General features: G+C 65.1%; 22 protein-coding genes. 17 read left to right on the top strand and 5 right to left on the bottom strand.

Features of this window, described 5'->3' with window-relative positions:
- Positions 1-4 precede the first annotated feature (4 nt).
- Entirely contained in the window at positions 5-415 is a 411-nt protein-coding gene (locus tag BJ987_RS30510) for a cupin domain-containing protein (protein ID WP_209896534.1), read from the top strand.
- A gap of 101 nt (positions 416-516) precedes the next feature.
- On the top strand, positions 517-1,413 hold the full coding sequence (locus BJ987_RS30505; protein ID WP_209896533.1) for an alpha/beta fold hydrolase: 897 nt from the start codon (positions 517-519) through the stop codon (positions 1,411-1,413).
- On the opposite strand, the gene BJ987_RS30500 is transcribed toward BJ987_RS30505, so the two are convergent.
- Positions 1,385-3,361, bottom strand: coding sequence for an AfsR/SARP family transcriptional regulator (locus BJ987_RS30500; RefSeq protein WP_245366201.1), 1,977 nt, complete (start codon positions 3,359-3,361; stop codon positions 1,385-1,387). The genes BJ987_RS30505 and BJ987_RS30500 overlap by 29 nt on opposite strands.
- A 405-nt stretch (positions 3,362-3,766) precedes the next feature.
- Between BJ987_RS30500 and BJ987_RS30495 the strand changes: the two genes are divergently transcribed.
- Positions 3,767-4,240 carry a hypothetical protein gene (locus tag BJ987_RS30495; protein ID WP_209896532.1) on the top strand — a complete coding sequence of 158 codons (474 nt, stop codon included), beginning with the start codon at positions 3,767-3,769 and terminating at the stop codon, positions 4,238-4,240.
- Positions 4,241-4,295: 55 nt separating this feature from the next.
- Here the strand turns inward: BJ987_RS30495 and BJ987_RS30490 are convergent, their stop codons facing one another.
- Entirely contained in the window at positions 4,296-4,805 is a 510-nt protein-coding gene (locus BJ987_RS30490; RefSeq protein ID WP_209896531.1) for a hypothetical protein, read from the bottom strand.
- Between the two features lie 134 nt (positions 4,806-4,939).
- Between BJ987_RS30490 and BJ987_RS30485 the strand changes: the two genes are divergently transcribed.
- Both BJ987_RS30485 and BJ987_RS30480 read left to right on the top strand, forming a co-directional pair.
- Positions 4,940-5,767: an SAM-dependent methyltransferase gene (locus BJ987_RS30485; RefSeq protein WP_209896530.1), complete on the top strand. Its 828-nt coding sequence runs from the start codon at positions 4,940-4,942 to the stop codon at positions 5,765-5,767.
- 36 nt (positions 5,768-5,803) lie between these two features.
- Positions 5,804-6,694: a Sco1979 family transcriptional regulator gene (locus tag BJ987_RS30480; RefSeq protein ID WP_209896529.1), complete on the top strand. Its 891-nt coding sequence runs from the start codon at positions 5,804-5,806 to the stop codon at positions 6,692-6,694.
- A gap of 20 nt (positions 6,695-6,714) precedes the next feature.
- Here the strand turns inward: BJ987_RS30480 and BJ987_RS30475 are convergent, their stop codons facing one another.
- Entirely contained in the window at positions 6,715-7,578 is an 864-nt protein-coding gene (locus BJ987_RS30475; RefSeq protein WP_245367628.1) for a ribosome recycling factor, read from the bottom strand.
- A 176-nt stretch (positions 7,579-7,754) separates the two neighbouring features.
- Here BJ987_RS30475 and BJ987_RS30470 point away from each other — a divergent pair, with 176 nt between their 5' ends.
- The 4 genes from BJ987_RS30470 (at position 7,755) to BJ987_RS30455 (ending at position 9,896) form a co-directional block, all read left to right on the top strand.
- The gene (locus tag BJ987_RS30470) at positions 7,755-8,102 is read left to right on the top strand and encodes a hypothetical protein (RefSeq protein ID WP_209896527.1); all 348 of its coding nucleotides are present in this window, start codon (positions 7,755-7,757) and stop codon (positions 8,100-8,102) included.
- A 45-nt stretch (positions 8,103-8,147) separates the two neighbouring features.
- On the top strand, positions 8,148-8,594 hold the full coding sequence (locus BJ987_RS30465; protein ID WP_209896526.1) for a hypothetical protein: 447 nt from the start codon (positions 8,148-8,150) through the stop codon (positions 8,592-8,594).
- A gap of 496 nt (positions 8,595-9,090) precedes the next feature.
- On the top strand, positions 9,091-9,618 hold the full coding sequence (locus BJ987_RS30460) for a GNAT family N-acetyltransferase (RefSeq protein WP_209896525.1): 528 nt from the start codon (positions 9,091-9,093) through the stop codon (positions 9,616-9,618).
- A gap of 95 nt (positions 9,619-9,713) precedes the next feature.
- A complete protein-coding gene (locus BJ987_RS30455; RefSeq protein ID WP_209896524.1) occupies positions 9,714-9,896 on the top strand; it encodes a hypothetical protein in 183 nt (60 codons plus the stop codon).
- A 68-nt stretch (positions 9,897-9,964) separates the two neighbouring features.
- Here BJ987_RS30455 and BJ987_RS30450 read toward each other — a convergent pair whose 3' ends face one another.
- Positions 9,965-10,471: a winged helix-turn-helix transcriptional regulator gene (locus tag BJ987_RS30450; protein WP_209896523.1), complete on the bottom strand. Its 507-nt coding sequence runs from the start codon at positions 10,469-10,471 to the stop codon at positions 9,965-9,967.
- 122 nt (positions 10,472-10,593) lie between these two features.
- On the opposite strand from BJ987_RS30450, the gene BJ987_RS30445 reads away from it, so the two are divergent.
- The 5 genes from BJ987_RS30445 (at position 10,594) to BJ987_RS30425 (ending at position 13,464) form a co-directional block, all read left to right on the top strand.
- Complete coding sequence (locus BJ987_RS30445) at positions 10,594-11,547, top strand: NmrA family NAD(P)-binding protein (protein WP_209896522.1); 954 nt, start codon at positions 10,594-10,596, stop codon at positions 11,545-11,547.
- A 138-nt stretch (positions 11,548-11,685) separates the two neighbouring features.
- Positions 11,686-11,967 carry a hypothetical protein gene (locus BJ987_RS30440; protein WP_209896521.1) on the top strand — a complete coding sequence of 94 codons (282 nt, stop codon included), beginning with the start codon at positions 11,686-11,688 and terminating at the stop codon, positions 11,965-11,967.
- Positions 11,968-12,287: 320 nt separating this feature from the next.
- On the top strand, positions 12,288-12,734 hold the full coding sequence (locus BJ987_RS30435; RefSeq protein WP_245366199.1) for an SRPBCC domain-containing protein: 447 nt from the start codon (positions 12,288-12,290) through the stop codon (positions 12,732-12,734).
- On the top strand, positions 12,721-13,065 hold the full coding sequence (locus BJ987_RS30430; RefSeq protein WP_209896520.1) for an ArsR/SmtB family transcription factor: 345 nt from the start codon (positions 12,721-12,723) through the stop codon (positions 13,063-13,065). The genes BJ987_RS30435 and BJ987_RS30430 overlap by 14 nt, the downstream gene beginning before the upstream one ends.
- A gap of 12 nt (positions 13,066-13,077) precedes the next feature.
- Positions 13,078-13,464, top strand: a complete 387-nt coding sequence (locus BJ987_RS30425; RefSeq protein ID WP_209896519.1) for a VOC family protein — start codon at positions 13,078-13,080, stop codon at positions 13,462-13,464.
- A gap of 62 nt (positions 13,465-13,526) precedes the next feature.
- Here the strand turns inward: BJ987_RS30425 and BJ987_RS30420 are convergent, their stop codons facing one another.
- Positions 13,527-13,718 (bottom strand): hypothetical protein, encoded by a 192-nt coding sequence (locus tag BJ987_RS30420; protein ID WP_209896518.1) that lies wholly within the window; start codon positions 13,716-13,718, stop codon positions 13,527-13,529.
- A 104-nt stretch (positions 13,719-13,822) separates the two neighbouring features.
- Here BJ987_RS30420 and BJ987_RS30415 point away from each other — a divergent pair, with 104 nt between their 5' ends.
- The 3 genes from BJ987_RS30415 (at position 13,823) to BJ987_RS30405 (ending at position 16,472) form a co-directional block, all read left to right on the top strand.
- Positions 13,823-14,443, top strand: coding sequence for a TetR/AcrR family transcriptional regulator (locus tag BJ987_RS30415; protein WP_209896517.1), 621 nt, complete (start codon positions 13,823-13,825; stop codon positions 14,441-14,443).
- A 547-nt stretch (positions 14,444-14,990) separates the two neighbouring features.
- A complete protein-coding gene (locus BJ987_RS30410; RefSeq protein ID WP_209896516.1) occupies positions 14,991-15,716 on the top strand; it encodes a DUF8817 family protein in 726 nt (241 codons plus the stop codon).
- Positions 15,717-15,854: 138 nt separating this feature from the next.
- Entirely contained in the window at positions 15,855-16,472 is a 618-nt protein-coding gene (locus BJ987_RS30405) for an NADPH-dependent FMN reductase (RefSeq protein ID WP_209896515.1), read from the top strand.
- The last annotated feature ends 2 nt before the right edge of the window (positions 16,473-16,474 follow it).

Genomic DNA, 16,474 nt, shown 5'->3' with positions numbered 1-16,474 from the left:
GGGAATGAGCGACCACCGGCCGAAGCTGGCTGCCCAACTGGACCTGCAACCGCATCCGGAAGGCGGTTGGTACCGCGAAACATGGCGTAGCGCCGTGGAATTCACCCCGGACGGTTACTCGGGACCGCGGGCGAGCGGCACCGCGATCTATTTCCTGCTGCTCGCCGGCGAGCGGTCCGCACCGCACACCGTCGCGTCGGACGAACTGTGGATGTGGCATCGGGGCGGCGCGCTGTCGCTGAATATCGGCGGCGAGGAGGTCATCCTCGGACCCGATATCGAGAGCGGGCAGCGCCCGCAAGTGCTGGTCCCGGGCGGGGTCTCGCAGTCCGCGCGTCCACTGGACGGCGAGTATGTCCTGGTGAGCTGTGTCGTCGCGCCCGGGTTCGATTTCGCGGATTTCCGGCTCGACTAGCGTCCCGCCGGTGCTCGATCAGAGTCTTTGCTCAGTGAATGCTGATCGGGGTTGGGCAGGCTGAGGTCGTCCAACAGATCGAGCACGTGAAGGGCTGTTCAATGACTCTTACGATTCCCGGATTCGACTATCAGCGGGTCGAAGTGGCCGACGGCGTCGCGCTGAATGTCGCTGTGGGCGGCAGTGGCGCGCCGATCGTCCTGCTGCACGGGTTCCCGCAGACACACCTGTGCTGGCGGCATGTCGCGGCCGACCTCGCCGCCGATCACACCGTGATCTGCCCGGATCTGCGCGGCTACGGTGCCAGCGACAAGCCGGTCGACCTCGACGGCAACGCCTACTCGAAGCGGACCATGGCCGCCGACATCGTCGCGCTCGGACGCGCCCTCGGCTTCGATCGCTTCGCGCTGGCCGGTCACGATCGCGGTGCGCTGGTCGCCATCCGCGCCGGCCTGGACCATCCCGAGGTGATCACCCATCTGGCGTCGCTGGATGTCCTGCCGACGCTGGACATGTGGGAGGTGATGCGGGGACGTGCCGCGGCAGTCGGTTTCCATCTCTACCTGATGGCCCAAAGCGCCGACCTGCCAGAACAACTCATCGCGGGCGCTCCGGACGCCTTCTTCGCGCACTTCCTCGACGTGTGGTCCACGGATCCGGCGGCGATCCCCGCCGATGTTCGCGCCGCCTACCTGGCGGCTTCGCGGGCGGCGATCCCGTCCATCGTCGCTGACTATCGGGCCTCGGCCGGTGTGGACATCGAGCACGACGAGAGCGATCGAAGCAGTGGTAACCGGCTGCGGATGCCGGTTTCGGTCTTGCAGCAGGATTGGGGCGCGGCACTGGGTTTCGACGCCGCCGAGCTCTGGCGCGCCTGGGCCCCCGACCTCACCCACGCCACGGTGGGGTGGGGTCACTTCATGGCGGAGCAGGCTCCGGGCGAGGTCGCCGGGGTGCTGCGCGACCTGCTCAGGGTCGCGCGTCCAGGGCCGCGGTGAGTTCGCCGAGGTAGGCGGCGACGGGTCCGGCGGACAGCACGCCGGATCCGGCTCCGGCGATTTCGTTTGCCGCAGTGGACAATTCGATCCGGGCGCGGGTCATCATCGCACGGTCGCCCACCATGACGGCCGCGCGGGCGGTCAGGCACCACAGCGCCTCGAGCAGGAGATCCGGTGGGGGATCGGGGATTCGGCGCAGCGCCGCGGCGGCGGCTTCGGATCGATTGTTCGCCAGCAGCAGGTGCGGGCGCGCCCACGGCTCGTACGGGCCGAAGTCGGCGTCCGCGTCCAGCGCCACCGCCTGGCCACGGGAGACGCGTAAGCACAGCAGCGCCAGCGCGAGGATGCCGCGTTCGAGGCCGGGCATGCCGCTGCCGTGCAGCAACTCCGCCGCTCGCTGATAACCGGCCTCGGCGACGGCGACCGAAGCACCGGTCGCGGCAGCCCGCATCGCCCGGTACCACGTGGTGAACACCGTCACCAGCGGAGCCTCGTGCCGCTCGGCCAGGACTTCGGCCGCGGCAGCGTGCTGGTCCGCGCTGTCGAAATCCCCGAACGCGCCGAGCGCCTGCATCCGGATCAGATGTCCGAGGATCTCGAATGTCACCAGCCCGTGCCGGGTCGACACGTCGATCAATTCCCGCCCGATCGCGTCGCGCCGGGAGGCCAGGCCCGTGCGCTGGAACGTATGCATGAACACCCCGCTCAGCGCGGAGGCGAGTAGAGCGGGATCGTCGAGTCTGCGGGCGATCTCCTCGGCCGCCCGCGCGGCTCGGGACCCGCGCTCAGTGCGCGTCCCGCGGGTCTCGAGCGCGATCGTCACCAGCAGCCGGGCCCGAGTGGTTTCGGGTGCGTCGGCCGGAAGCCGCGCGAGCGTGCGTTCGGCCGCGGCGACGATGAGCGCGGCTTGCTCCGGGTCGTCGGAGCGGGTCCAGATACCGGGGACGTCATAGCTGCCGATCACCCGAGCGGTGAGTTCGGGATCGTTCAATTGCTCTGCGGCGGTGATGGTTCCGAGTCGTTGCTGCCGGGCGGCTTCCAGCCCGCCGCCGCCGCTGAGCGCCAAGCTCCGCAGCAGCCCGACGGTCGATTCGAGTCGCGCCTTGGACCCTGCGGCGACGGTGCGGTCATAGGCGGCGGCCGCCTGTTCCCAGACCCGTCCGGCCGCGCCTCGGCCCGCACCGAGGTGTTCCGCGTGCTGGAGGATGTCGGTTTCCAGCGCACGCAACTCGGGGCCGGGGTCGATACCCAGTTCGTCGGCGAGCAACTCTCGCGCCTGGCGCAATGCCGCCAGCGCGTCACCTTGCCGCCCGGCGCGATAGAGCGCCAGCGCCAGCAACCGCCATGCCTCTTCTCGCCACGGATGCTCGGCCACATGCGCGTCGAGGTCGGGTACCGCGGCGTCGGCCAGTCCGAGGTCCACACGCGCTCGTGCCAGGCGCTCCACGGCGGAAAGCCGCAGCTCTTCGAGACGTGCTCGCTCGGCCCGCGCCCACGGCTCGTCGGCGAACTCCGCGTAGGCCGGGCCGCGCCACCACCCCAGCGACTCCGCCAGCACAGCCGATGCCTGCCGTGGCGCGGCGGTCATCGCCCGCGCGACGGCATCTTCGAAACGCCACGCGTCGACCGAATCGGCATCGGCGCGCAGCGCGTACCCGGGCCCCTCCGTGACAAGTAGCCGGGCGGACGAACGGGCTGCGCGCTGCGGCTCGAGCGCGCGTCGCAACGCCGAGACAAAGGTCTGCACAGCACCTTTGGCGCCAGCGGGCGGGTCGGCCCACAGATCCTCGATGATCACATGCACCGGAACGACACGTCCGCGAGCCACCAGCAGCCGAGCGAGCACCGCTCGATGGCGTGGACCCTTGAGGTCGATGGGCCGACCCGCCTCGTTACGAGCGATCACCGGTCCGAGCACGCCGAAGCTGGTGCCCATAACCTCAGCCATTGCGGCGAACCCGATCAGCCATGGCCTTATTCAAGCTCATGCGACAACGTCGGCCGGCACCGACATCGCCTTTATGTCCGAGTTCGTCCATGACATCAGACCGGCGGTGTGGAGGATTTCGGTGGCACACTGCGCAATGGCGGCAGCTGTTGCTGCCCAGCGCATTTGGACAATGCCGGTGCCGAATGTCTCAATTGTCCGTACCCGGCGGTGCATGCTTTCGGCGGTCGCGGATAAGGCTCCCATTGGGGCATATTTCTCGTCGCATCCCTCGAAATATCGGCCTACGATGGATTTGTCATTCGTACTGCCATCGAGATGCAACGGTGCATCACGACGAAAGGTACAGAAATGCGATTACAGCGCTGTACAGCAGTTCTGCTCGGTGCGATTTTCGCTTTCCCGGTGCTGACAGGTTCCCTCGCCACCGCGACCGCCGACCCGATTGTCGGTGGCTGCTACGGCGGTCAGCTCACTACCACCAACGTCCCAGGCAGCGGCAGCGCCGGCATGAACACCAACGTGACCGGCGGACTCACCGACTGCGGCAGCCCGCAACTTCCCGACGTCACCGGCGGCATGCTGAACATCAGCTACCCGTTCAATGCGGCCACCGGCAGTAACTCCGGTACGGGAGCGGGCGGCAATCCGGCCAACGGAACCATTGTCTGGTCCGACGGCTCGGTAAGCGTGGTGTCGGGCAATTGGGTTACCTCGCCGGTAGGCCAGAATGCCATCAGCACGCTCGGCGTAATGAGCGGCCCCGGCGCGGGTCAGCAGATAGTGTTCGGCACCCGCCAGATCGCCAACGCCGGATCGGTGGGCGGCGGTAGCGGCGGTGCGGGCTCGGTGGAGATCATCGACGTCCTTTTCCTGTGATATCGCCTGACGGATTACCAGCGTGTGCGTGAAACAGGTGCACACGCCGGTCCGGTCAATCGCCACGGAGATCACGCGCCAAACGCTGGAGTTCCGCACCGGCCTGCTGGTCACCACGTTCCAGTCCTTGCTGGTACAACTGGGCGGCACGCCGGCGGTCGCCACCGCGTTCGTAGCGATAGGCGATGGTACGCAACGGTTGGTGATCTCCGTTTTCCGCGGCGAGACGAGCCAGCTCTTCCTTGCGTTCCCGATCGGCTGCTCGCCGATGATGATTGATCAAGTCGCGCAGCGGCATCGGCTCGCCGGTCGCGGCGGCGTCGAGGGCGAGTCGCTCAGCCGCCGCGCGCTTCCCTGCCGTCCAGAGCTCGACGATCCGCTCACGCCGGGACAAAGTTCGCCCTTCGGACAGAGCAAGGACCAAGAGCTCGGTACCGCCGCCCGGGTCGGCGGATATCGCGTCGACGAGTTCGTCCAAGCGTTGCGCGGGCAGCGGCGGATGGCCGGCTCGGGCGCGAAACTCCTCGATATAGGCCCGGACTCGGGTCTGGTCACCTGCGGACATCTCCGGATGCTATTTCGGGCGGTCGTTCGAAGTCACCTGCTGCGTACGCCGATCGGGCTGTAGACCCGTCCGGCGGAGGCGAATTGGGGCAGACTGGTCGTGTCACGAACAGTGAACGACGCAGGGAGCCTCCGATGTCGCAGCCGTCCTATCCGAGTGTGGTGCCGGTGGGAGTGGACACCAGCCGTGCCAGTATCGCGCGCGTCTACGACGCGGCACTGCATGGGAAGGACAATTTCGAGATCGATCGTGAGGTGCTGGCGCAGGTCCGCACGGTGGCTCCCGGCGTGGCCGAATTAGCCTGGGCCAACCGGGATTTCCTGATCCGGGCGTGCCGTTTCCTCGCGGGACAGGCGGGGATCACACAGTATCTGGATCTCGGTTCGGGGTTGCCGACATCGGAGAACACTCACCAGGTGGTGCAGCGGATCATCCCGGATGCGCGGGTGGTCTATGTGGACAACGATCCGATGGTCCTCGCGCACGCCCGCGTGCTGCTGGAGGAGAACAGGCAAACCAGCATCGTCGAGAGCGATATCTTCCAGCCCCTCGAGGTACTGGGAAACCGGACGGTGCGAGTGGAATTGGATTTCTCGCGCCCGCTGGCACTGTTCCAGGTGGGCACGCTGCATCACTATCTGGGCGCGGATGCCGCCGCGTTGATGAGCACCTATATCGACGCGCTGCCGTCGGGGTCCTATGTGGCGATCGCGCATTTCTTCGATCCGGAGGTCGACGAATACAGCGAGTTGGCCCGCAAGATGGAGGACAAATTCGTGCACAGCCCGATGGGCTGCGGACTCTTCCGCACCCGGGCCGAGATTCAGGCACTCTTCGGCGATTTGGAGATGGTCGAACCCGGGCTGGTGTTGTGCGACGACTGGTGGCCCGACGGCCCGCGGCTGGGTCCGCTGTCCGCGGTTCGGCACTGCATCGCCGGCGGCGTCGGCCGCAAGCGTTGAGGGGTGCGCGGAACCGGTGACCCGTCTGAGGAATTCATGAGTACGGAACCGGTCAAGCTCGACGTTCTCGGATCCGATGTGGCCGAACGCGGGCCGACGGCACTGCGGATCGCGATCGGTGGCCAACTCCGTAAGCTGCGGGAAGAATGCGACATCACGCGCGAAGCCGCCGGTGAACATATTCGCGGCTCGCATGCCAAGATCAGCCGCCTCGAGCTCGGGCGCCACGCCTTCAAGGAACGCGATATCACCGACCTGCTGACCCTCTACGGCGTCAGCGATCCGGACCAGCGCGAGCGACTCCTGGATCTGGTTCGCAAAGCCAACCACCCGGGATGGTGGCATACCTACGGCGATCTGTTTCCGCCCTGGTTCGAGACCTATCTCGGCCTGGAGGGCGCGGCATCCTCGATCAGAACCTTCGAGAACCAACTTGTTCCGGGCTTACTGCAAACCGAGGATTACGCCCGAGCTGTCCTCGCCCTCGGCCCCGACACCACCGAAGCGGCACGGCAAGTGGAACTGCGCCGCAGGCGTCAGGAAATCCTTACCGCACCGAACGGCCCCAAACTGTGGGCGGTGCTGGAGGAATCCGTGCTGCACCGGCCGATCGGCGGCACCCAGGTGCTGCGCGCCCAGATCGAGCACCTGCTGGCCATGTCGACCATGCCCAACGTGACACTCCAGGTCTTGCCCTACACCGCCGGCATCTCCGCCGCGGCCGGCTGCTGCTCGTTCACACTCCTCCGATTCGCCGAACAAGAACTCCCCGACATCGTCTACGTGGAGCTGCTGACCAACGCGCTCTACCTGGAACGCCGACAAGACCTCGAGCGCTACCGCCAGGTCATGGAACGAATCGTCATCGAAGCCGAACAACCGGAGCGCGCCCGCCACCGACTGAGAACCCTTGCCGCCCAGCTGTAATCAGCTGAGTGAGCGGCCGGTTACAAATCGTCCCAGAGCACGGTGCCGCCTGAAACGTCCCTGATTCGGGTTACCAGAGCGCGGACAAAAGGCTGTTCGCTCAACGGTCGGCCGCCGCCGCGCCGCCGATGCGCTTTTACTTCGAGGAACAGGCACGTACGCAGCAAATTCAAGTCGTTCGACAGCAAGCCCGTCTCGTCCCACAACCGCCGCACCTGCTGGACTGCCCGGCCCCGTGCTATCGGGTCGTCATCGAATGCCGCATAGCCGTCGTAGGTATCGGCAAACCTGGCGAGTTCCCAGTCATCGGCGTCGTCCAACGGCACAGGACGATGCCCCTTCGCCATGGCCATGAACCTGGTCGCGTCGAGATCGATATTGCTGATGGTCATATCGGTCAAACGCTGGATCGCCCGTCGGGTGCGGCGCTCTTCGTCCGCGCTGAATGTCCCGTCGGCCAAGAGTAGACGGCACCGCCCGGTGAGGTGTTCATACACGTCGCGTACGTCGCAGCGGGCCTTGTGGGCATGCTCCGCAATTCTCGCGATCTGTTCTCGCGGATCCGACTGTGGCGCCGTGACTCTGATGATCTTCGCGGAGATGCGAACCCGGAAACCGGCTCGCACGAGGGCATCTCGAATCGCGTCACCCGCCGCATTGTCGAAAGCGGCGATCAAGGATATCGGCCCTGTGGTATCGACCTCGGCCAACTTCGGCAGCGGCACATTCATCCCGGCGTACTCCACCACGATGTCGTCGAGCGGACCCGTCCCCAGCAATGCCGACAACGCGTTCGAAAATTGCGTGTAGCGGTCACCGGCCAGGATGACAGCTTCTTTATGTACATCGCTGATCACGTCGCCGCCCTCACAACCTGTCTTCATGATCTTCACCCGCTTGGCTGCAGCGTAACGCGGTGCTCCGTGATGCTCTTCATCGTGCCCAGGACGGTCATCGCGGAATCGCCGTGTGGTCAGGGGTGTCGGACTCGGTTGCTCGTCACTCTTAGGCTGGATCGGTTGATCGGTCGTGCCGCTCCACCAGTGAGAGAGGAACCACCATGATTCAGCGAGTCATTGTCGGGGTGTTCGTTGCGGCCGGGGTGCTGGCCGCGTCCGCCCCAGGGGCCACGGGCCAGCTTGGCCATAATCCGGCACCCTCGTCGGCGCTGGCGGCAGAGCCCATCTTGCACGATTTCGGTCAGGGGTCGGTTATCGCCTCGGGTGGCGGCGCGCCGAGCGAGGACGGCGGTGAGGGAAAGGGCAAGGGAAAGGGCGAGGGCAAAGGCAAGGGAAAGGGCAAAGGCAAAAGTGGGGCCGGCACTAAGGAGTCTTCGAGGAGTGCAGACAACCGGGGCGACGATGGATCGGGCGAGTCCGACTCCCATCGCAGCGGCATCGACGATTAGAGACTACAGCGTTCAGGTCAACTCCCGGGCCCCAGGAGAACGGAAATGCCATTGCGTGTTCTGGTTCCGATCCAGATCGGCTTGTGCCTGATGTCTGCGGTAACGGCCGGGATCGCGTCGGCCGCGCCATCCAGCACCTGCGGTGCAGATTTGAAGAGCTGGACCGGCGACAGGGATTTGGCCGTCTATGCCGGAACGACAGGAAATTCGGTCGATCCGGAATTGATCAAGCATCACATCAAATTCGAGAACCACAGTCTGACCGATCTGACCAAATCGCCCGACGGGCACAGGCTGTGGACCCTGGAAGGTAGGTACGATAGCTCTAGCGTCCGGTCGAAAGTGTTTCGCATCGTCGCCAAAGATTCCGATGGTGACACCTGGAGGCTGGAATTGATGAACCCTGAATGCGACCGAGCAGGAAGTGTGACTTCCGCGCGTATGGAAATAAACAACGCGAGGCAGGTCGGACAACTCCGTCGCACCCACTGAACCTCGTCGGACAACCCCCGGCCGAGCCGCGGACCGCACCGCACCGGCTCCTGGGCCGGCACGCTGATCTGCCGATGAGCATTGTGCGTGCCGACCGTGACTACTGTGGCCGGTGGGCTGCCCGGCGAGGCTTTCTCGGCCGCCGAGTGGCCGTTGAAACTTGGAACATGGTGGCCTGCAACTTTTTGTCGTTGTTCGGCGGCCGTAACCCGGTTGCTCAGTACATCGGCTACTGCCGATGCGCGGGCAAGTTCGCTGTCGATACTGGACTCCGGGGGGATTTATGTCGTTGGCGTCTGTGGTTGCTCACGCGCAGGCGTTGTGGGCGGAACTGGCGGTAGTGCCGGTTTCCTGCACGCCCGGCCGTCTGCAAGTGGCGGTGTCGCCGAGGTCGTTGATGTGTCCAGCGGCGTGGGCCGGTGTCGTGGTGGTGCGGGGTTCGGCGATTGCGACTGCACCCGATGCCTTTGCGGCAGAGCGAATTCGAGTCGCTGGAATGCAGATCCCGGTTACAGAGATCGGCAACGCGGAGCGGCTGGGCACTGTGCTGTCCGTTGCCGAGGTGCGCGGTCCCGCGGTGCTTGCCTACTTCGACGTGGACCTGTTTCGACCGGTCACGGCGGGCAAAGTCGATCGAGTACCGCTGCAGAACGCGGCCTTGGGCGAATCCTTGCAGGAGTCCCGGGCGGCCGACCGCGACGAAAGCGGGTTGGACGAGATCACCTCGTCGGCGTTCGTCGTGTGCTCGGCCGGGGTGGTTGTCTCGGCCGCCGGGTATCGGGTCTGGCCGAACCGCACAGCGCATGTCTCGGTGCTGACCGCGTCTGATCGGCGCGGTCAGGGCTTGGCCCGTGCTGCTGCCTCGGCCGCCGTAGAGCACGCCCTCAGGCAGGGCCTGGTCCCGCAGTGGCGTGCCCGCACGACCGAGTCCAGGCGGGTCGCCGCCGCTCTGGGCTTCCGAGAGCTCGGCACGCAGCTGAGTTTTCGGCTGAATCCGTTACCTGGAGAAGATCAGGCTGGATGAATGCCTCGCTGGAATTGGGGGCATGACCCGCCGCGCCGGGCCTTGCTACTCTCACGTCTCATCGCATCCACGTGGAGGATCTCTTGTACCGTCCCATGCTGAATGTCATTGTCGGCGGCGCGTTTACTGTCGCTCTCGCCCTACAGCCCGCCCTGGCCGTGGCCGCGCCGATCGGACCGTCGCCCACCGCCTCGACCCAGGTCACCGCACCGTTCGATCCCATCTGCCCGCTCTGCTTCATCCGTGAATTCATCGAAAGCGGTTCCGCACGCGGGTAATTCGTCCAATGAGTTTTGCCCGCCGTAATCTCGCTGGGCGCTATTCCTCATCGGTTCTTTCCGGCCGATCACTTCTCGTGGTTCCGCGCTGCCCGCAACTCGGGGTCGAGACGTTCACGCATGGGTTGATCGGCTCCCGGTCCGGCGAGAAAACTGAGGTTCAGGGCGGACAGGGGGCGACCGCTCTGTTGGTCCACGAGGCCGGGCACGATCTCAGCCCCGGTGTCGCGATCGGTCAGGACCACGCTCGGCGTATCCGTTCCCGCATGCTTGCGGCCCCAGACGTACAGGCCGATGAGAACCGGGGAAAGGTCGCGCCCCATGTCTGTGATGAGGTACTCGTAGCGGGGCGGGGACTGGCTGTAGCGCCTACGTTCGAGCAACCCGGATTCGACCAGCGTGCGCAATCGTTTGGTCAGCATGGTCGGGGCGATGCCGAGATTGCGTTCGAACTCGTCGAATCTGGTGAACCCGTCCAGTGCGTCGCGCACGATCAGCAACGTCCACCAGTCGCCGACGTACTCCAGTGCGCCCGCGATCGGGCACCCCATCGCTTGGAAACTCGTTCGTCGCACCCACTGATCCTCTCATCAACTGAGTTACTTGCATAATAGTAGTCACTGGTTTTAGTGTGAGCGCCGCGGCCGACCTGGAGCCGCCACATCTCACCTCGTGGTGAACGACCGATAGGCGCACTGTGACTTCTCTTCCCGACAGCTCCGGACCCCGCACGCTGGTCATCGGCGCGGGCGGCCGGCATGGCGGAACCGGTTCCCACGTGGTGCGGCGTCTGCGCGAACACGCACACGCGGTCCGGGTACTGGTACGCGCCGATGACGAACGCGCACAACGTCTTCGGGCTCTCGGCGCGCAGATCGTCATCGGCGATCTCCTGGACAACCGGACGCTCGACGCGGCCGTACAGGACGCGGACACTGTGTATTTCACCTATCCGGTAGCTCCCGGCATCGTCCAGGCTGCGGCCGATCTGGCCGCCGCGATCCGCCGTGCGGAAACCAAGCCGCGAGTGGTGGTGATGTCGATGGCGGTCTCCGCCTCCGACAGCCCGAGCGGTTTGGGACGCGCGCAGTGGATCGCCGAGGAGGTGCTGTCCTGGGCCGGACTCGAACCGACGATCTTGCGGATCGCGGCGTTGTTCTACGAGAACATCGTGTTGTTGCACGGCGAATCCATCCGCCGCACAGGCGGTTTCGCCAATAGCTTCGGCGATGCCGTGGTGCCGTGGATCAGCGGTCGGGACGCCGCCGACCTCGCCGTGGCGGCTCTGATCGACCCGACCCGATACCCCCGTGGCACCACGGTTTACCCGCAGGCGGCGACCGTGCACAGCCACGCCGAGATCGCCACCCTCATCGGCGCCGAAACGGGAGCACCGGTTAAGTACACCCCTGTGTCCGCCGAACAATGGCAGCGCCAATTGGAAGACCTGGCGCACAGCGGCACCGAGTCGTCGGTCAACCCAGCGATGGCACAGCACATTTCGGCCATCGGTGCGGTCTTCTCCCGCCTGCCCTCAGCTCCGCCGATCGATCCCGCCGCTTTCGCGGAGGCCATCGGCCACCCGCCGCAGACGTTCACCGAGTTCCTCCACGAACACCGTCACCACTTCGTTGCGACTGCTGATCGCTGATAGTCGACCCCGCCTTCGGCATGTCGGCCTCCGTCGATTCGACGATCGAGTGTGCGATCCTGGGCAGGACAAGCGCTCGATTCTGTGCTGGATACCGAATTTCCGTACCTGACCGAATCTCACTACGGAGGTTTCTGCATGCGTGTCGTTTCCGTCTTTGCGACAGCTTTGGGGGCTACCGCGATATGGCTGACACTGGTGTCGGCGCCAGCGATGGCCGAATCCGCTGCCCCGGTCAACCCTGAGACGCTGATGTCCTTCGATTTCGGCCCAGGGGCAGCGCGCAGCGAATGCCACAGTGGGTTGCGCCTGTGCGGGCCGGACGAATTCAAATGCGATAACGACAGGTGTGTGCAGAAGCAATGGCTGTGCGACGGCGACGATGACTGTGGTGACGGGTCCGACGAACGAAACTGCTGACTCGCTGTCAGTGCGAACGGACTTCGCCAGGAGGCCGTGTCTGCCTCGGCTGGCGAGCGTTCCGGCGCCGAGCACTACGGCGATCCGAGCCTCGGCGTGTTCGAATTTTGCTGCGCTACGGCCTTTTTCGCTTGTGCCCGTGTAGCTCGCGCTCACTCACACCGTCGCGTTCGATGAAGTGTTGTGATGATCGCCTGTGCCCCCGTCGGGTATGGGTGCTCGAGGTGGCGATGGATCGAACCCGTCAGCAAAGATGCCGAACTCAACTTGTTGCAACCGATCGGTTGCGATACAGTATTGCAATCATCTGGTTGCTATACATGGAGGCCGTGTTGCCGGTACCCGATCGCATCGAGCGGGAGCTCGAATTGCCGCACCCGCCTGAGAAGGTGTGGAACGCCCTGACCACGGCCGAAGGTCTCGGAAGTTGGTTCGGTTCCCGCGCTGACATCGATGACTTGCGTCCCGGCGGCACAGTGCGGGTGTGGTGGCACGAGGACGGGCCGCACACACTGCGGATCCAGCTTGTCGAGCCGCCCAGCAGGTTCGCGTTCACCTGGCCGATCGAGGGGCTGCCGCCCAGCGATCCGCGCCGCACACGTGTCGAATTCACCCTGCGACCGACGCCCACCGGCACCCGGCTCACGGTGGTGGAAATAGGGTTCGCGCAACTGCCAGACCATTTGGCGGGGGCATACGAAGGCAACGTCGAGGGGTGGGCGATGGAACTGGCCGAGCTCGTCGAGTATCTCGATGTCAGTGCCTGAGCATCCCGACGCGGAGCTGATCGCGCAGGCGGTATTCACAGCGCTGGCCGACCCGACGCGACGCGGCATTCTCGCCGAACTCGCCGCGCACGGTCCAGCGACGGCGACCGATCTGGCGGACCGGTTGCCGATCTCGCGACAGGCGATCGCCAAACATCTCGGTCTTCTTGCCGATGCCGGCCTCGTCCGCGCCGAACCCGGCGAGCGACGCCGGATCCACTATTACCTGCAGACCCAGCCGATGACCGTTGCTCAGTCATTTCTCGCCGCACTCGCACACAACTGGGACGGACGCCTCAGCGCGCTCCGCGACCACCTTGATCGCCTCTAGGAGAACCGAATCATGACCCCCACATTCCGCGGCGGACACAATATCGCCATGAAACTTCCCAAAGCGCAGTTCGATCGGACGGTCGCCTTCTACCGGGACACCCTGGGTATGGAAGTTACTGATAACAGCGGCGAATCCGTCGCCGAAGGCGTGATTCAGAGCGCCTCCATCCAGTTCGGGCCCGTAACCCTGTGGCTGGACCGTGTCGATAACTATGCTCGTGCCGACCTCTGGCTGGAACTGTTCACCGACGACGTCGACCGCGCAACCGAACACCTCGCCGCACACGGAGTTTTCGTGCAGGACGAGCTGGAACCGATGCCCTCGGGCATGGACGCCCACTGGATCAGTAACCCCGTCGGCATCCCGCATATCGTCCGTCTACCCGACAACGGTTGAGCCGGATTGCCGCTGGCGTGATCTGTCCGGCTCGACGGTGAGGTCCGGCTTGGCAAAGACTGTCAGCGAAACCCCTTGCGCCACAGCAGGACCACAGCACCGGCTGCGCTCAGGAGTAGGTACCCGACCAGCCGCGCCCAGTCCGGAAGGTCGACATAGTTCAGTAAGAACCAGCTTTTCGAGCCCCCGGCGAGGTTGTTGATCAGCCCGCCGACGCCCTGGATGAGCAGAAGCAACCCCAGTGTTTCGAGCATGATTCTCCCTTATCGATACGATCGTATTGATTTGATATCGCCAGATTAGCCTTGGCCCTGGACTAGAGTCAAACCAATACGATCGAAACGGAAAGGAGGCGGCGGTGAGCGGCAAGGGTGCGCCAGTGCGCGGTGTGGGTGCCGCGCACGACGAGCGACGGCAGTCGATTCTGGAGGCGGTTTTCACGATCGTGGATACCGAAGGGGTGGAAGGGGTGAGCATCCGCAACGTCGCCCAGCAGGCCGGCGTCTCCATCGGCCGAGTCCAGCATTACTTCCCGACTAAGGAGGATCTGCTGGCGGCAGCGTTCACCAGCATCACCGAGGTCGGCGGCAACCGAGTTCGCGAGCAAGTCGCGATAGCGGGCACCGACGACCCGATCGCGGTACTACGCGCCATACTCGCCGAAACTATTCCGCGAACAGCCGCCGACCGCCGACTGTTCCGGATCATGCAGGCGTTCGAGACACACGCGCTGCCGCGCCCGAATCTCGCCATCCAGATGACCGAGGGCTACAGCGGGCTGATCGACCTGATCGCACTTCTGCTGGGCCGCACGGTAACAACCGATCTCGACGTCGTCGAAGCCGCGCGCGAACTCCTCGCGCTGTCCACCGGCCTTGCCGGACTCACTCTGACCGGCAACATCACTGCGGATCAAGCCCGCCACATAGTTTTCGCTCGGCTGGATTCATTTGTCAGCGGGTGCCAAGTATCTGGCTGACTCCGGGTCCTGCGGCGAAGAGTCGACCATCCGCGCACCGGAGAAGCTCGAACCTACCCCCCGCACGGGCTGACTCGAGGCAGGGCGAGTGACAGTGCCCAGGCGCTCAGCTTCGCCGCGTCGGAGACACGTGGACCGGCAGCTGCGCCGAGAAATGTTAGCGTGCAAGGATTTTCGGCGACGTCAGCAATCAGGTCACACCCGAGGGAGTCGAGCCGGCGGGGAAGCGCGAGTTGTGTGACTGCGGCCGATGGTGTGGCGGCTACCGGATTCGGTTGCCACGGCGCGCGATCCGCATGTAACCAAGTTTGGCTAATGGATCGACGTGGAGTATTCTTCCTGCAGTAGCCAAAACCGGCTACTGCAGGCGGAAGAGGCTCGATGAAGCCGGTGCGACTTCTGGTTCTAGGAGCGCTGCGCGGGCGCGCACACGGCTATCGGATTCGAAGTCATGGGGTGTGCAGGAGTGGCCCACTGGCACAAAGGGTTCCGTGTTTCAAGCGCCCGCCGCGAGCATCGGCGAACCTTTGCGAGACGGAGAAATGTCATGGCCCACGAGATAACCGTCCCGCTGCTTCCCTGCGGGTCTATCGACGACATCGACGAGTTCTACACCATGCTTAGCTTCACCCGGACCTACTATCAGGCCCGCCCGTATCCTTGCGTGGGCCTGCAGCGAGAAGACCTGCAACTGCAGTTCTTCGGCCTGCCGGACTTCAAACCCGAGGACTCCTACGGAAGCTGTGTGGTCCTCGTGCCCGACACTCAGCAGCTGTTCGAGGCGTTTGCCGCGGGCATGCGCGCGGTCCACGGCAAACTTCTGGTCTCCGGGATCCCACGGATGACCCGCCCGCGGAAACGCAAGAACGCCGACAACTACTCCGGTTTCACGGTCATCGACCCCGGCGGGAACTGGATCCGGATCTTCGCTTCCCCGGGTACCGGCGGCACCGGTGCGTCCGAGGTCGGCAAGCTGGCCAGGGCGCTGGAGAATGCCGTCGTGCTCGGCGACTCCAAGGGCGACATTCTGCAGGCGGCAAAGATTTTGGACGCCATGCTGGTCCGGGAGCAGTATCGCGCGCCCGCCGCCGAACTGGTCGAGGCGTTGGCCTACCGCGCCGAACTCGCCATTCGCGCCGACGACACGACCACCGCGGTCGATGCCCTCACCCGTGCCCGCGCCGTCCCCCTCACCGCGGCCGAACGCAGCGAACTCACCGCGCACTTGGCCGGCCTCGACGACCTGGAGGCCGTCATCGGACTGGCGACCTAGCCGATTTTTGTGCTTCGGACAGCACGTGGTCGAGCCGGGCGATGTCGCCTCGATCACAGGGGTTGACCCGAAGATTGGTTGAGGTTGGAGGCTGTGGACAGCGCCAAGGCCGGCGCGATCGTCCAGAGGAGGGGCCTCATGAGCAACTGGCACGTCAATACCGAAGGGTCGCAACGCGTTCGGGACGCGGATCCGCTGCGGGTCGCGGTCGTCGTCGGCAGCACGCGGGAGGGCCGCTTCGGCACGACTATCGCGGGCTGGTTCGTCGGTCAGCTCCGGCGCCACGACACCCTCGAGGTCGAGATCGTCGATACCCTGCAGGTCGCGCTGCCGCACGCCTTCGGTGCGGTCACCGATCATCCGTCACGGGCGGAGACCGCCGAAAAGCTCTCGCGCGCTGACGCGTTCGTGGTGGTGACGCCCGAGTACAACCACAGCTACCCGGGCGCGCTGAAGAACCTGATCGATGAACATCACGTCGAATGGCAAGCCAAGCCGGTGGGTTTCGTCTCCTACGGCGGCATCTCCGGTGGTCTGCGCGCGGTGGAACACCTGCGGCCGGTCTTCGCCGAACTGCACGCGGTCACCATCCGCGACACCGTCAGCTTCGCGAACCCGTGGCGCCGATTCGATGACGCGGGCGAACTCACCGAACCGACCGACGCGGTCACCGCCACCAAAGCCCTGCTGAAGCAATTGACTTGGTGGGGTGAGGCATTGCGCGCCGCCCGTGCCGCCAACCCGTACGGAGCGTGAGG

The organism is Nocardia goodfellowii, from assembly GCF_017875645.1.
GTDB lineage: Bacteria > Actinomycetota > Actinomycetes > Mycobacteriales > Mycobacteriaceae > Nocardia > Nocardia goodfellowii.
The sequence above is the reverse complement of the archived record's forward strand: the minus strand, read 5'-3'. Positions and strand labels throughout refer to the sequence as shown.

Excerpts from the sequence above, each read along its gene's own strand:
- BJ987_RS30510 (WP_209896534.1), top strand. The coding sequence starts at position 5 with ATGAGCGACCACCGGCCGAAGCTGGCTGCCCAACTGGACCTGCAACCG.
- BJ987_RS30505 (WP_209896533.1), top strand. The coding sequence starts at position 517 with ATGACTCTTACGATTCCCGGATTCGACTATCAGCGGGTCGAAGTGGCC.
- BJ987_RS30500 (WP_245366201.1), bottom strand. The coding sequence starts at position 3,361 with ATGGCTGAGGTTATGGGCACCAGCTTCGGCGTGCTCGGACCGGTGATC.
- BJ987_RS30490 (WP_209896531.1), bottom strand. The coding sequence starts at position 4,805 with ATGTCCGCAGGTGACCAGACCCGAGTCCGGGCCTATATCGAGGAGTTT.
- BJ987_RS30485 (WP_209896530.1), top strand. The coding sequence starts at position 4,940 with ATGTCGCAGCCGTCCTATCCGAGTGTGGTGCCGGTGGGAGTGGACACC.
- BJ987_RS30480 (WP_209896529.1), top strand. The coding sequence starts at position 5,804 with ATGAGTACGGAACCGGTCAAGCTCGACGTTCTCGGATCCGATGTGGCC.
- BJ987_RS30475 (WP_245367628.1), bottom strand. The coding sequence starts at position 7,578 with ATGAAGACAGGTTGTGAGGGCGGCGACGTGATCAGCGATGTACATAAA.
- BJ987_RS30470 (WP_209896527.1), top strand. The coding sequence starts at position 7,755 with ATGATTCAGCGAGTCATTGTCGGGGTGTTCGTTGCGGCCGGGGTGCTG.
- BJ987_RS30465 (WP_209896526.1), top strand. The coding sequence starts at position 8,148 with ATGCCATTGCGTGTTCTGGTTCCGATCCAGATCGGCTTGTGCCTGATG.
- BJ987_RS30460 (WP_209896525.1), top strand. The coding sequence starts at position 9,091 with ATGCAGATCCCGGTTACAGAGATCGGCAACGCGGAGCGGCTGGGCACT.
- BJ987_RS30455 (WP_209896524.1), top strand. The coding sequence starts at position 9,714 with ATGCTGAATGTCATTGTCGGCGGCGCGTTTACTGTCGCTCTCGCCCTA.
- BJ987_RS30440 (WP_209896521.1), top strand. The coding sequence starts at position 11,686 with ATGCGTGTCGTTTCCGTCTTTGCGACAGCTTTGGGGGCTACCGCGATA.
- BJ987_RS30435 (WP_245366199.1), top strand. The coding sequence starts at position 12,288 with ATGGAGGCCGTGTTGCCGGTACCCGATCGCATCGAGCGGGAGCTCGAA.
- BJ987_RS30430 (WP_209896520.1), top strand. The coding sequence starts at position 12,721 with ATGTCAGTGCCTGAGCATCCCGACGCGGAGCTGATCGCGCAGGCGGTA.
- BJ987_RS30425 (WP_209896519.1), top strand. The coding sequence starts at position 13,078 with ATGACCCCCACATTCCGCGGCGGACACAATATCGCCATGAAACTTCCC.
- BJ987_RS30420 (WP_209896518.1), bottom strand. The coding sequence starts at position 13,718 with ATGCTCGAAACACTGGGGTTGCTTCTGCTCATCCAGGGCGTCGGCGGG.
- BJ987_RS30410 (WP_209896516.1), top strand. The coding sequence starts at position 14,991 with ATGGCCCACGAGATAACCGTCCCGCTGCTTCCCTGCGGGTCTATCGAC.
- BJ987_RS30405 (WP_209896515.1), top strand. The coding sequence starts at position 15,855 with ATGAGCAACTGGCACGTCAATACCGAAGGGTCGCAACGCGTTCGGGAC.